Below are 13,069 nucleotides of genomic sequence, written 5' to 3'. Positions count from 1 at the left end.
TGTCGAACGTTGACTTTCCCGGCCCTGGCCCGTGAAATGGTTACAGGGGTGATCATGTTCGGGACAGGCGAGACGGGTGCGGGCGGGACGCCTGGGCGCCGTCGCCGCCGAACGTGGCCCGGCCGTCTGCCGCTGCTCGTCGCCCTGGTCGGCCTGCTGTTGCTCGGCGCCCCGGCCGCCGCGTTCGCCGAGCCGGCTCCGCTGCCGACTCCCGCTCCGACACCCGCCGACGAGCGGGAGTCCGGGGCGACGCCGGTGACCGTGCCGACCATCGACAGCCCGCAGCCGGGAAGCTTCGTGGGCAGCGGCACCACCACCGTCTCCGGCACCGGCGAAGCCGGCCAGGAGATCCAGTTGCTCTCGCCCGTCGACGGCCACGATCCGCTCTGCTTCGCCATGGTCGACGACACCGGCGCGTGGAGTTGCGCCGCGGTTTCCCTGCCGAGCGGGCCATCGGTGCCGCTCCGCGTCGTCGTGACCGGCGCCTCCGGCCTGACCGACGAGCACACGATCGCCGTGCTGGCCGCCCCCCGGGTGACGGGCGGTCCCACCGGCGGGAGCCTGACCAACGGCACGGTGCGCGGTACCGGCTTTCCCGGGGCCTCCGTCGTCGTCACGGTGAGCCGCGGACCTCGGTGCACGGCCACCATCGATGCAGCGGGTGTCTGGTCGTGCACGTTCGCCGGAGGCCTCACCGGCGGGCAGGCCGAGGTGTCCGCCGGCCAGCAGACGAGCTACAGCAGTCCCTCGTGGTCCAACCAGAGTGCCTCGGTCGTTCTCCTCTTCGACCTCGATCGGCCGGCGTCGCCCACGCTGACCACGCCCACGAGCGGCGCCCAACTGCCGCTCACCGGCGCCGGCTATGCGGGCACCGGTGAGGACGGCGCAACGGTGACCGTCTTCGCCGGGCCGTACTCGGTCTGCAGCGCCGTCGTCGCGTCCGGGTCGTGGAGCTGCTCGGCCGGCGGAGTGGCCGCCGGTTCCTACCGGGTGATCGCGGTGCAGCTCGACCCGGCCGGCAACCTCAGTCCGGGCAGCACCGGGGCGGACGTGCGCTACGGCGTCCCGGTCCCGGCCGGCTCCGCCGACCCCGAATCGTCCGCACCTCCCGCCGATGCGCCGGCCGTCCCGCCGTCGGCCTCGGCGGTGGCCCCGGAGGCGACCCCACCGGGTACGCCGGCCCCGGCGTCGCCGGAACCGCGGGCAGACCGCTCGACCGTGAGCCTGGCCATCCCCCTGCCGAGCGGCTGGAACGACCCCACCCGGTTCGCCACCGCCGTGCTCCCGCCGTGGTCCACCTCCATCCCCTCCTGGCTCCTGGCGGCGCTGCTGGCCCTCGGCGCCCTGCTGCTGCTGTGCGTTCCCGCGCGCCTCCTCGGCGGAACGGTGTCTCGGGCCCGTGACGGCCGCCCGCTCTGGCAGACCCTGCCGATCGCGGGCCGCAACCGGCCGCGCGACGAATTCGAGACCGCTCCCGAACTGCCCCTGAACCGGTGGCTGGTGGCCGGTGCCGCCGTGCTCGCCGCGGCCACGCTGGTCATGCTGTCCGGCCCGGTCACCAGCCAGCCGGCCTACCTGCGGCTGCTCCTCGCCGTCACGCTGGCCCTCGTCGTCGTCAACGCGGTCGGAGCGCTCGTGCCGCTCTGGTGGAGCTCCCGCGTGTGGCGGGCGAAGGCATCCGTCACCTTTCTGCCCCGTTACCTGCTGCTGGTCGCTCTGACCGCTCTGGCCTCCCGTACCCTTGACGTGCACCCGGCGCTGGTCTTCGGGCTGCTCGGCAGCGTCACCGTGGCTCCCGAGGTGCTGACGCCGCGGCGCGGCCCACTCGCGGCCGTGCGGGCCGGCAGCCTGATCGGGTTGGCCGTGCTCGGCTGGCTGACCCTCGGCCTGTTGCCGACGGCGGACGGCTTCCTCAGCTCGCTCGCGGCCGAGATCGTCAACAGTGTGGTGTTGGCCGCGATCGGCTCGGCCGCTCTCGTGCTGATCCCGATCGGACGCACCAGCGGACGGAGCATCCTCGCCTGGTCACCGCCGATCTGGGCGTGCCTGTCCGTGCTCGCCTTCACGATCATGTTCGGGGTACTGTCCCCGGCGGTGGAACACTGGCACGAGGGCGGCAGCCTCAACCTCTGGTGGGTGGCCAGCACCCTGTTCGCCGCCCTCAGCGTGGGCGCCTGGGCCTGGCAGCGGTTCGTCACACCCGCCCGGCCCTGAGCCTCGACCGCGCCCGACGGATCAGGCCCGACGGATCAGGCCCGCCGGATCAGGCCCGCCGGATCAGGCCGGACTGCCGGGCGGCCGCGACGGCCGCCGTGCGCGAGGACACCCCGAGCTTCGGGTAGATGTGCGCAAGGTGGGACTTGACCGTGGTCTCGCTGAGATGCAGGTGGCGGGCCACCTCGGTGTTGCTCCGTCCCTCGGCGACGAGCGTGAGCACCTCCAGTTCCCGGGCGCTGAGGGCACGGCTGGACTGACGCACCCGGGACAGCAACCGGCTGGCGACGGCGGGAGCGAGCGCGGACTGTCCGGCGGCCGCGGCCGCGATCGCCGCGAGGAGATCGTCGGGCGAGGTGTCCTTGAGCAGGTATCCGGCCGCGCCGCCCTCGATCGCCGTGATGATGTCGCGGTCGGTGTCGTAGTTGGTGAGGATGAGCACGGCGGGCGGGTCGGGCACGGCACGGATGCTGCGGGTCGCGTCCGCCCCCCGGAACTCGCCGTTGAACTGCAGGTCCATCAGAACCACGTCCGGCCGCAGCCGCGCGGCCTCCGAGACGGCCTGCTCGGGTGTGCCGACCGCCCCGACGACCGTGATCGACGGCTCCGTCTCGAACAGGGCCTGCAGCCCCGTGCGCATGATCGGATGATCGTCGGCGATCAGCACGCGCACGGTCATTCGGGCACCTGGAAGGCGGCCACGATGCTCGTTCCCCGGCCGGGCTCGCTCTCCACGGTGAGCGACCCGCCCAATTGCGCGACCCGTTCCCGCATGGCGTGCAGCCCGAACGCGGTGCGCGTGCCGGTCACCTGCGCCCGGTGCGGCGCGGTGGGGGTGAAGCCGATCCCGTCGTCGACGACGTCGAGAATCACCTCGGAGTCGAGCATGCTCAGGGTGAGGTCGATGCGGGTGGCCTCGGCGTGCTGCACGGCGTTCGCGAGGGCCCCCTGCGCGATCCGGAGCAGCGCCGTCTCCACCGGCGTGGGCAGCGCTTCGACAACACCTGCGATCGTGACGCCCACCGGGATGCCGCTGCTGTCGCCGGTCTGGACCGCCAGCCGTTTCAGCGCCTCGACCAGCGTCGCCTCCCGCAGAGCCGGCGGGGACAGTTCGTCGATGAACTGCCTGGTTTCGGCGAGCGCCTGGGAGGCGGCGTCCCGCGCCTGATGCACACGCCCCAGCCCGGTTCCGGTGATACCGGACCGGTCCGCGGCGTGGAGCAGCATGATGATGCTCGACAGTGACTGGGACACCGTGTCGTGGATTTCCCGGGCCAGGCGGCCGCGTTCGGCCTGCACCCCCGCGGCCCGTTCGACCGCGGCCAGCTGCGTGCGCGTGGCCCGCAACTCGGCGATCAGTCGCTCACGCTCCGCCGCTTCCCGGGCCAGGGACCGGTAGGCCAACCCGATCGCCACGGCCACGGCCGCGCCGATCAGCGGACCGATCGCGCCCGCCACCCCGAATCCCCGGTGCATCCCGAACAGGGCAATGGCCGTCAGGGTCGCAACGGCGACCGCTGCGGGGCCGCGCCAGCCGCGCAGAAAATGCAGGACGAGGAAGAAGAGCGGGAAGACCAGGTAGATCGCTTCCGCGCTGACCGAGGCCAGGGCCAGCCATTCAAGGCTGAGCGCGCCCACCCAGGCCGCGCCGAGACGGGGGCGCATCCCCTCGAGGTTGCGGCCGAGCAGGGACCCGGCCGCGTAGGTGCCGAGGAACACGGCCGCCAGGCAGACGATCACCGCCGCGACCGGCATCTCGGCCGACCCGGCCGTGGCGACGACCAGGGCCACCAGGCCCACGACGAGGCCGTGCAGCCCGATCCGGAGCCCGACGAAGACGGGGTTGAGGGCGGAGCCCGTGGGCCCGGTCACGCGATGATCACCTCCTCAGGCTATCCGCCCGCGGAACGGCCGTCATCCTTCGAAAGGTGGAAAGGATGCTCCGCATTAGGTGTGCCGGAGATGGTCAGCCCGCACGATGACCGACCGGGGTTCACCGGCGAATGTTGAAAGTGCATAACCAATCCGACCCAACCGAGGAGCTTCACAGTGTTCGTTGCATGGCGCGATCTGAAATTTGCCCGGGGGCGATTCGTGCTGATCGGCACCGTCGTGGCCCTCATCACCCTGCTGGTGGGATTCCTTTCCGGCCTGACCATGGGTCTGGCCGACCAGAACGTGTCGGGCCTGACCGGGCTCCGCGCCGACCGGATCGTCTTCACGGCTCCGGCCGACGGCGAGTCGCAGAGCTATGCGGACTCGGCCGTGACCGGCGCCGACGCGGATGCCTGGCGCGCCCGGCCCGGCGTCGACCGGGTCAGCCCGCTCGGGATCAGCCAGCTGCGGCTGGGTGCCGGCGAGAAGCAGACCAGCGTCGCCCTCTTCGGTGCCGAGGCCGGCTTCGGCGACGCGCCGTCCCGGGCCGGGCACCTGACCCTGCCGGAGAAGGCCGCCGCGGACCTCGGCGCCCGAGCCGGCGACACCGTCGACCTGGCCGGGAGGTCCTTCACGGTCGACTCCGTCACCGCCGACTCCTGGTACTCGCACACGCCGGTGGTGTGGCTGCCGCTACCCGACTGGCAGAACGCCGCCGCCGCAGCCGGGCGGCCGGAAATCTACGCGAGCGTCCTGGCCGTCCGCGGGACCGCCGCCGACTTCGCCGCCGCCGACCGTGCCGCGGGCACCTCCTCCACCGGCGTGCTCGAGTCGCTGACCGCCCTGGAGGCGTTCCGCTCGGAGATCGGGTCACTGCTCCTGATGGTGGCGATGCTGTTCGGCATCTCCGCCCTGGTCGTCGGCGCGTTCTTCACGGTCTGGAGCATCCAGCGCCAGCCGGACGTGGCCGTGCTGAAGGCCCTCGGCGCCTCCAGTCGCATGCTGGTCGTGGATGCGCTCGGCCAGGCGGCCATCGTTCTCGTCGTGGGCGTCGGGATCGGCATCGGGTTGACCGCCCTGCTGGGAGCCCTGGCCGGCTCCGTGCTGCCCTTCGTGCTCAGCCCGCTCACGACCCTGCTGCCGGCCGCGGCCATGTTCGCCCTCGGCCTCGCCGGCGCCGCCTTCGCCCTCCGTTCCGTCACCTCCGCCGACCCCCTCACCGCCCTCGGGAGCAACCGATGATCCAGCTCGACCGCATCACCCTCACCTTCCCCGACGGCGTCGGGAACATCACCGCCGTCGACGACGTCAGCCTCCGGGTCGACCGGGGCACCATCGTCGGAATCACCGGTCCCTCCGGCTCCGGCAAGTCCAGCCTGCTGGCCGTGGCGTCCACGCTGATCACGCCCGACAGCGGGTCCGTGCGGATCGGCGACGTCGACGCGACCCAGCTGTCCCTGGCCGAGAAGGCGGAGCTGCGCCGGGACCGGCTCGGCATCGTCTTCCAACAGTCGAACCTGCTGCCGGCGCTGACGGCCCGGGAACAGCTCATGGTGATGGGCGAACTCGGCGGGGGGCGACGGGGGCGGCGCGCCCGACGCGCGGCGGGCATCCGTGCCGACGACCTGCTGGATGCCGTGGGTCTTCGGGGCCAGGCCGGCAAACGGCCCGCGCAGCTCTCCGGCGGTCAGCGCCAGCGGGTCAATATCGCCCGGGCGCTGATGAACGACCCCACCGTGCTGGTCGTCGACGAGCCCACGAGCGCACTGGACCAGGAGCGCGGTTCCAGCATCCTGGAGCTGCTCCTGCGGCTCACGGTCGAGCACGACACGGCCACGCTACTGGTCACCCACGACCAGCGGCTCCTGCCGCTGATGGACTCCGTGCACACCATGGTGGACGGCACCCTGTCGAGGAGCCGGCACACCGTGGCGGCGTAGCGGCCCGCGCCCCTCGCCCCGCACGCTATCGTCGAAAGCGTGCGCCTTGGAGTCCTTGATGTCGGTTCGAACACCGTCCACCTGCTGGTCGTCGACGCGCACGCGGGCGCCCAACCGGTGCCCATGGCCTCCGACAAGGCCGTGCTGCGCCTGATGCGGTACCTCACCCCCGAGGGTGCCATCACCGACGAGGGGTGCACGGCGGTGCTCGAGTCGGTGCGGAACGCGGCCGAAGTGGCCCGGCGCCACCACGTCGACGACCTCCTGCCGTTCGCCACCTCCGCCCTCCGCGAGGCCCTGAACGGGCCCGAACTGCTCGCCCGGATCGAACGGGAAACCGGGGTCGCCCTGCAGGTCCTGTCGGGTGAGGACGAGGCCCGCCTGACGTTCCTGGCCGTGCGGCGCTGGTACGGCTGGTCGGCCAGGGACATCCTGCTGTTCGACATCGGTGGCGGCTCCCTGGAGATCGCCGCCGGCGCGAACGAGGTGCCCGCGGTGGCGCTGTCGCTGCCGCTGGGTGCGGGCCGCTCCACCATCGGGTTCCTGCACGACGACCCGCCGCTGCCCGCTCAGGTGTCCGCCCTCCGCGAGCATGCGGCCGCCGTACTCGCGGAGGCCCTGGCCGCGTTCGCGGGGCTCCCGGCGCCGCACCACGTCGTCGGTTCGTCCAAGACCATCCGTTCCCTGGCCAAACTGGCCGGATCCACCGCGGAGGGGTTCGGGTCAGGCGAACGGATGCAGCTGACGCGCTCCCAGCTGGCCGACTGGGTCCCCCGGCTGGCCCGCATCCCGGCCGAGGCGCGTCCGGCGCTGCCCGGCATCACCGCCGACCGCACCTTCCAGATCGTGGCCGGTGGCATCGTGCTCAGCGCAGCGATGGCCGCGTTCGACGTCACCGAGCTGGAAGTGTCGCCGTGGGCGTTGCGCGAGGGCATCATCCTGAGGTACCTGGACCACCTGGAGTAGGTCCCCGACGAATTCGACAGAGCGACGCCCTGTGCGGAAGGGCTCAGGGCGTCGGATGGTGCGGCGGGTGCGGCCCAGTTCAGCGCAGCGCCTTGGCTTTGAGGGCCGCGTACTCGTCGGCGGTGATGGTGCCGCTGTCGAGCAGCGCCTTCGCCTTGGTGATCTCCTCGGCCGAGGAGCCGGACCCGGCGAGAGAGCGCACGTACTGCTCCGTCGCTGCCTGGTTCTGCTGCGCCGCGCGCATCTGCCGCTCGGCCATGCCCTTGCCCCGGGCGATCAGGTAGACCAGGGACGTCAGGAACGGCACAAAGACGAGGAACAGCATCCACGCGGCCTTGGCCCAGCCGTTGAGGGTGGAGTCACGGAAGATGTCCCCGATGATCGAGAAGAGCACCATCAGATAGGCGATGAACGCGAAGGTCCAGAAGAAGAACCAGATGATGTCCCACGTCGCTTCCAGAAAGTTCATGATGCTGCTCCTTCGTCGGGGAATGGCACGTGGCCCCAGGCAACGGCCGTTTCACTGGCGATGGTAGCGCGACGAAAGCGGGGCGGAAAGACCGCCTCACCCCGTAAAAAACGGAACGGGAATGTCCGTACGACCCGTTCGAGTGCCCCCGCTGGGGGTCGAACCCAGACTGTGACGATTTTAAGTCGTCTGCCTCTGCCATTGGGCTACGGGGGCGCGCTCGGAAAAGCCGAACGCCTCAAGAGTAGGTGCTGCGGGCGTCACCGGATTCCGCCGTCGACGCCCGCGGTCGCTGCTACTTGGCGGCTGCGCTCTTCTCGGCCGTCTTGTGCGGGAGGCGGGCCGGGCGCGCGGCTGCCTTGACGGCGGGGACCGTTCCGGATGGAGCGGACGTGGTGGCCGGTGACTTGCCCGCAGCGGCGCCGGTCGTCGGCCCCTTGGCCGGTGCGGCCGCCTCCGCTCCCGGCTTGGGCCGGGAGGCGAACTCCACGAACGTGGCGCGCGGGTTCTGCACCGCGGCGAGCGAGACGATGTCGCGACCGAGGAAGAAGTTGTTCACCCAGCCCCAGACGACGCGCAGCTTGCGTTCCCAGCTGGGCATGGCCAGGCCGTGGTAGCCACGGTGGGCGAACCAGGCCGGCAGACCCTTGATGGCGATCTTGCCGGACTGGAAGACACCGGATCCGACGCCGAGGCCGGCGACGGCGCCGAGGTTCTTGTGCAGGTATTCCTTGGGAGTTTCGCCGCGCAGCACAGCAACGATGTTCTTCGCGAGAAGCTTGCCCTGGCGCACCGCGTGCTGGGCGTTGGGCACGCAGAAGCCGCCCACTCCCCCGCCGCTGAGGTCGGGGACGGCGGTGATGTCGCCGGCGCCCCAGGCGTCGGCGATGATCTCGTCTTCGGTTCCCACGCGCAGGTCGGGGCGCACCTGAAGGCGTCCTCGATCTTCGATCGGAAGGTCGGTGTGGCGCACGATCGCCGGGTTCGCCATGACTCCGGCGGTCCAGACGATCAGGTCGGTCTCGAAGCTCTCACCGGTGGACAGTTCGATCTTGCCGTCGACCGCGCTGGTCAGCTGCGTGTTGAGGTGGATCTGCGCGCCGCGCTCGTCGAGGTGTTTGATCACCCAGAGGCTGGTCGGCAGCGACACCTCCGGCATGATGCGCCCCATCGCCTCGATGAGGTGGAAGTGGGTGTCGTCGAACCCGATCTGCGGGTAGGACTTCAGCAGCGAAGACGCGAACGAACGCAGCTCGGCGAAGACCTCGATACCGGCGAAGCCACCACCGATGACCACGAAGGTGAGCAGCCGGTCACGCTCGGGGCCGGCCGGCAGCAGGGCTGCCTTGTCGAAGTTGGTGAGCACGCGGTCGCGGATGGCGACGGCTTCCTCGATGGTCTTCAGGCCGATGGCCTGGTCGGCGACGCCCGGGATCGGGAACGTGCGGGACACGGCGCCGGCCGTCACCACGACGACGTCATAGACGAACTCGTAGGGGTCGCCGATGGGCGGGGTGATGGTTGCCGTCTTCGTGGCGTGGTCGATGTGGGTGACCTTGGCCGTCACGACCGTGGTCTTCTTGAGGTGACGACGGTGCGCGACGGCGGCGTGGCGGCCCTCGATGGACCCGGCCGCGACCTCCGGCAGGAAGGGCTGGTAGGTCATATAGGGCAGCGGGTCGACCATGGTGACCTCGGCCTCGCCTGCGCGGAGCCATTTCTCCAGCTTCCATGCGGTGTAGAAACCGGCGTAGCCGCCACCGACAATAAGAATTTTGGGCACTAGGGAAGTCCTCCTACATGATTTGGCTGCGCGAAAACTTACCGTTTTGACCGGATTCGCTGGATGTGCCGAGTGGCCCCGATGCCGAACAGCGTTACTAGAGTACCAAACCCGCAAAGGACCAGGAGCGGCACGGTGATATACGTCAGGGTGAGTGGGCTGGGCAGCCACGCCGCGACGACGCTGGGGGCAGGCAGCGCCGGGTCTTCCTGGGGCGCCACCGGTTCCTGGGTGACGGGCTGCGGCGTGGGCTCGACCTCGGTGTCCGCCCGTCGGTGCACCCGGATCCAATCCTCCAGCAGGGCGGCCGGTTCCGGGCTGGTGGACGCCGGTACATACGCGGTGACCGCGGCGGCGGCGTTGATCAGGCCGTTGCCGTAGATCGGGCTGGGCACGGCACGTCCGTTCGGGTCGGCCGTTTCGATCACCCGGTTCATCACCTCGGCCGCGTCGAGCCGCGGGTAGGCGGCGCGCACCAGGGCGACGAGGCCCGACACGATGGGCGCCGCCGCGCTGGTGCCGTTCCACTGCACGTAACCGCCGCCGGGAACCACGCCCACGAGCTGCTCGCTGGGCGCGGCCACCGAGATCGTGATGCCCTGCGAGGATGCGTCGAAGCTGGCACCCTTGTTGCGGTCGACGCCCGCGACCGTCAGCACCCCGGGGATGGTGGCCGGGGCTCCGACCTCGGTGGTGCCGCTGCCTCGGTTACCGGCGGCGGCCACGACGACGACGTCGTTTTCGAAGGCGTAGAGGAACGCGTCGTCCCAGCTCGGCGGCCAGTCCAGGGTATTGCGGGTGAGGGACATGTTGATGACGTCCGCGCCGTTGTCCACCGCCCAGCGGATGCCCGCGGCGATCTGGTCGTCGTTGCTGAGGGTGGAGTCGCTCGTGCCGAAGGCGACCGAGACCGCCAGGATCGACGCCTCGGGCGCCACTCCCAGAACGCCGGACCCCTCGCCCGTGCCGCGGCCGGCCAGCAAAGATGCCACCAGGGTCCCGTGCTCGCTGCCTTCTCCGACGGGCGTCTGCCCGTCGGGCGAGCCGAGCCCGGAGACATCCGTTCCCCCGATGACGGCACCGGTGAGATCGGCGATGCCGGCGGCGACGCCCGTGTCGATGACGGCCACCGTGACGCCCGCGCCGCGGGTCGTGGTCCAGGCCTGGGTGAATCCGTAGTCGTTGAGCCAGTACTCCAGGTCACGCACCTGCGTGTTCTCCGCCCGGGCCGGCGCGGCCGGCGCGATGACAGCCCCGCCCAGCGCCACGGTCAGGCCCAGGGCGATGCCCGCGCCGATCCGACGCCAGGCGGAGCGGGTCACTCGTCGGCCGTGGTGTAGTCGAGGCACTCGCAGACGTCGGGCGTCCACGCCGCCCGGGCGAGGGCCAGGTCTCCGATCGGGTTCACGCCGGGACCGGCGGCCAGGGCGTGGGCGGCCAGGGCGTGCAGGCATTTCACCCGTTCGGGCATGCCGCCGGAGGAAATTCCGGCGATTTCCGGCACCGTGCCCAGGGTCTCCCGGTCGGCAAGGAATCCCTCATGCGCACGGCGGTAGCGGGATCGCACCTGCTCGTCGTCGGACAGCAACTGGTTGTACTCGTTCATCACCTGGGTGGCCTCGAGGAACGAGAGCGCCGCGGTGGCCGCGGGGTGCGTCAGGTAGTAGAGGGTGGGGAACGGGGTGCCGTCGGCGAGGCGCGGCGCCGTGGCCACCACGGTCGGGGCGCCGCAGACGCAGCGCGCGGCGATGCCCACGACGTTGCGGGCCGGGCGTCCCAGTTGGGCGGAGACGATAGCGATGTCGTCTTCGGTGACGGGGGCGAAGGGAGGCCTGGTCATTTCGCGGCCTCGGGAGCCAGACCGGCCGTCATTACGGAGGCGAACATGGAGGAGAGCCAATCGACGTTGGTGGTTTGCAGGGTGGGGGTTGCGGCCGGCTCGGCCGTGCCGCCGGCGACGGGAAGGGCCAGATCGTTGATCACGAGGAAACTCACGTCGCCGGGAAGCACGTAGGACAGCCGGTCCCTGGCCTGGGTGGTGACGTAGGTGCGGTCGTTCCAGCGTTCCCGCTCACTCTTCAGCTCGTCCACGGTTCCCTGCTGATCCTCGACCGCAATCGTGAGGGATTCGATCTGCTGTCGCTGGTCGGCGTAGGTGCGGATGCCGGGAGCCAGCACGACGACGGCCATGATCAGGAGTCCCATCATCACCAGCGAGAACCCGGACAGGCGGAGGCCCCGCAGCCATCGTGCGGCGGCGGTTTCGGTTTCGGGGAGCGCCACGGGCCGGCGTTCGGCTTGTTTCCCGGCCACGGCGGCTCCCTTCGTGAATCACTGGTCGCGGTTGTCCCGCACTGGAACCCTAACCGCAATCGGACAAAAAAATGGAGCTCCCGGAGCGCCGGGCGAAACCCGCGCTCCGAGAGCTCCAGTCACCTACGCCTTGAAGCGCGGGAAAGCGGAGCGACCCGCGTATACGGCGGCCTCGCCGAGCTCTTCTTCGATCCGGAGAAGCTGGTTGTACTTCGCGACGCGCTCGCTGCGGGCGGGCGCTCCGGTCTTGATCTGGCCGGCATCCGTCGCGACCGCGAGGTCGGCGATGAAGGTGTCTTCGGTCTCACCGGAGCGGTGCGAGATGACGGTGGTGTAACCGGCGCGCTGCGCTAGGGAAACCGCGTCGAGCGTCTCGGTCAGGGTGCCGATCTGGTTGACCTTGACCAGGATGGAGTTCGCGGTGCCGAGGGCCAGGCCCTTGGCGAGACGCACCGGGTTGGTCACGAACAGGTCGTCGCCGACGATCTGGACCTTGTCTCCGAGCTCGGCGGTGAGGTGCACGTAGCCGTCCCAGTCGTCTTCCTCGAGCGGGTCTTCGATCGAGACGAGCGGGTAGGCCGCAACGAGCTCGACGTAGTATGCGGACAGCTCGAGAGCGGTGAGTTCCTTGCCCTCGAAGTGGTAGACGCCGTCCTTGTAGAACTCGGAGGCGGCGCAGTCGAGCGCAAGCCCGATGTCCTTGCCGGGCGTGTATCCGGCGTTCTGGATGGCTTCGACGATGAGGTCGAGGGCGGCACGGTTGCTCGGCAGGTTCGGGGCGAAGCCGCCCTCGTCGCCGAGGCCGGTGGCGAGGCCCTTGGACTTGAGCAGCGCCTTGAGGGCGTGGTAGGTCTCGGTGCCCCAGCGGAGGCCCTCGGCGAAGGACTCGGCGCCGATCGGGACGACCATGAATTCCTGGATGTCCACGTCGTTGTCGGCGTGGGAGCCACCGTTGATGATGTTCATCATCGGGACCGGAAGGGTATGTGCGTTCGGGCCACCGAGGTAGCGGAACAGCGGCAGGCCGGCCGAGGTTGCGGCGGCCTTGGCGACGGCGAGGCTGACGCCGAGGATGGCGTTGGCGCCGACGCGGTGCTTGTTCTCGGTTCCGTCGGTCTCGTTCAGGACGGCGTCGATGATGCGCTGGTCTGCGGCGTCGAGGTCCTCGACTGCCGGGCCGAGCTCGTCGATCACGGCGTCAACGGCCTTGCGGACGCCCTTGCCCAAATAACGTGACTTGTCGCCGTCGTGCAGCTCGTAAGCCTCGAACGCACCGGTGGATGCGCCGGACGGAACGGCGGCACGGCTGACCGAACCGTCATCGAGCAATACCTCGACCTCGACGGTCGGGTTGCCTCTGGAGTCAAGAATCTCGCGCGCTACTACTGCCTCAATGAGAGCCACAGCTATCTCCTGTTTCCTATGTTTTTTTAATTGTTGGGTGTTGGTCTGATGGAATCGTGGAAGACCGCGCCGTGTTCCAATCCGATAACAGTCTAGCGAATGGCC

12 protein-coding genes and 1 tRNA gene are annotated in these 13,069 nt (G+C 70.3%); 4 read left to right on the top strand and 9 right to left on the bottom strand.

The features are described from left to right. Positions 1-54 precede the first annotated feature (54 nt). Positions 55-2,214 (top strand): Ig-like domain-containing protein, encoded by a 2,160-nt coding sequence (locus tag E3T23_RS02565; protein ID WP_134368840.1) that lies wholly within the window; start codon positions 55-57, stop codon positions 2,212-2,214. A gap of 49 nt (positions 2,215-2,263) precedes the next feature. Here the strand turns inward: E3T23_RS02565 and E3T23_RS02560 are convergent, their stop codons facing one another. Next, the gene (locus E3T23_RS02560; RefSeq protein WP_134368839.1) at positions 2,264-2,893 is read right to left on the bottom strand and encodes a response regulator; all 630 of its coding nucleotides are present in this window, start codon (positions 2,891-2,893) and stop codon (positions 2,264-2,266) included. Beyond that, on the bottom strand, positions 2,890-4,086 hold the full coding sequence (locus tag E3T23_RS02555) for a sensor histidine kinase (RefSeq protein ID WP_134368838.1): 1,197 nt from the start codon (positions 4,084-4,086) through the stop codon (positions 2,890-2,892). The genes E3T23_RS02560 and E3T23_RS02555 overlap by 4 nt, the downstream gene beginning before the upstream one ends. A gap of 177 nt (positions 4,087-4,263) precedes the next feature. Between E3T23_RS02555 and E3T23_RS02550 the strand changes: the two genes are divergently transcribed. The 3 genes from E3T23_RS02550 to E3T23_RS02540 are packed head-to-tail and all read left to right on the top strand — an operon-like array spanning position 4,264 to position 6,995. Beyond that, complete coding sequence (locus E3T23_RS02550) at positions 4,264-5,331, top strand: FtsX-like permease family protein (protein ID WP_134368837.1); 1,068 nt, start codon at positions 4,264-4,266, stop codon at positions 5,329-5,331. Further along, the gene (locus E3T23_RS02545; RefSeq protein ID WP_134368836.1) at positions 5,328-6,029 is read left to right on the top strand and encodes an ABC transporter ATP-binding protein; all 702 of its coding nucleotides are present in this window, start codon (positions 5,328-5,330) and stop codon (positions 6,027-6,029) included. Before E3T23_RS02550 ends, E3T23_RS02545 begins: the two co-directional genes overlap by 4 nt. Positions 6,030-6,068: 39 nt before the next feature. Beyond that, entirely contained in the window at positions 6,069-6,995 is a 927-nt protein-coding gene (locus E3T23_RS02540; RefSeq protein WP_134368835.1) for a Ppx/GppA family phosphatase, read from the top strand. Between the two features lie 79 nt (positions 6,996-7,074). Here E3T23_RS02540 and E3T23_RS02535 read toward each other — a convergent pair whose 3' ends face one another. The 7 genes from E3T23_RS02535 to eno all read right to left on the bottom strand — a co-directional run bounded on the left by E3T23_RS02535 (position 7,075) and on the right by eno (position 12,964). After that, positions 7,075-7,464, bottom strand: coding sequence for an SHOCT domain-containing protein (locus tag E3T23_RS02535; protein ID WP_134368834.1), 390 nt, complete (start codon positions 7,462-7,464; stop codon positions 7,075-7,077). Positions 7,465-7,607: 143 nt separating this feature from the next. After that, positions 7,608-7,680, bottom strand: a tRNA-Leu gene (locus E3T23_RS02530). A gap of 79 nt (positions 7,681-7,759) precedes the next feature. Then, positions 7,760-9,247 carry an NAD(P)/FAD-dependent oxidoreductase gene (locus E3T23_RS02525; protein WP_134368833.1) on the bottom strand — a complete coding sequence of 496 codons (1,488 nt, stop codon included), beginning with the start codon at positions 9,245-9,247 and terminating at the stop codon, positions 7,760-7,762. Positions 9,248-9,285: 38 nt separating this feature from the next. After that, positions 9,286-10,569 carry a S8 family peptidase gene (locus E3T23_RS02520; RefSeq protein ID WP_198416167.1) on the bottom strand — a complete coding sequence of 428 codons (1,284 nt, stop codon included), beginning with the start codon at positions 10,567-10,569 and terminating at the stop codon, positions 9,286-9,288. Further along, a complete protein-coding gene (locus tag E3T23_RS02515) occupies positions 10,566-11,087 on the bottom strand; it encodes a DUF501 domain-containing protein (RefSeq protein WP_134368832.1) in 522 nt (173 codons plus the stop codon). The genes E3T23_RS02520 and E3T23_RS02515 overlap by 4 nt, the downstream gene beginning before the upstream one ends. Then, positions 11,084-11,560, bottom strand: a complete 477-nt coding sequence (locus E3T23_RS02510; protein WP_134368831.1) for an FtsB family cell division protein — start codon at positions 11,558-11,560, stop codon at positions 11,084-11,086. The genes E3T23_RS02515 and E3T23_RS02510 overlap by 4 nt, the downstream gene beginning before the upstream one ends. A 123-nt stretch (positions 11,561-11,683) precedes the next feature. Beyond that, positions 11,684-12,964 (bottom strand): phosphopyruvate hydratase, encoded by a 1,281-nt coding sequence (gene eno, locus E3T23_RS02505; protein ID WP_134368830.1) that lies wholly within the window; start codon positions 12,962-12,964, stop codon positions 11,684-11,686. Between the last annotated feature and the right edge of the window lie 105 nt (positions 12,965-13,069).

The organism is Cryobacterium cheniae, assembly GCF_004403395.1.
Classification (GTDB): domain Bacteria; phylum Actinomycetota; class Actinomycetes; order Actinomycetales; family Microbacteriaceae; genus Cryobacterium; species Cryobacterium cheniae.
This window is presented reverse-complemented; position numbering and strand designations above follow the sequence as displayed.

What these genes read in the sequence shown, in the direction of transcription:
- E3T23_RS02565 (WP_134368840.1), top strand. Translation starts at nt 55, where the DNA reads ATGTTCGGGACAGGCGAGACGGGTGCGGGCGGGACGCCTGGGCGCCGT.
- E3T23_RS02560 (WP_134368839.1), bottom strand. Translation starts at nt 2,893, where the DNA reads ATGACCGTGCGCGTGCTGATCGCCGACGATCATCCGATCATGCGCACG.
- E3T23_RS02545 (WP_134368836.1), top strand. Translation starts at nt 5,328, where the DNA reads ATGATCCAGCTCGACCGCATCACCCTCACCTTCCCCGACGGCGTCGGG.
- E3T23_RS02535 (WP_134368834.1), bottom strand. Translation starts at nt 7,464, where the DNA reads ATGAACTTTCTGGAAGCGACGTGGGACATCATCTGGTTCTTCTTCTGG.
- E3T23_RS02515 (WP_134368832.1), bottom strand. Translation starts at nt 11,087, where the DNA reads ATGACCAGGCCTCCCTTCGCCCCCGTCACCGAAGACGACATCGCTATC.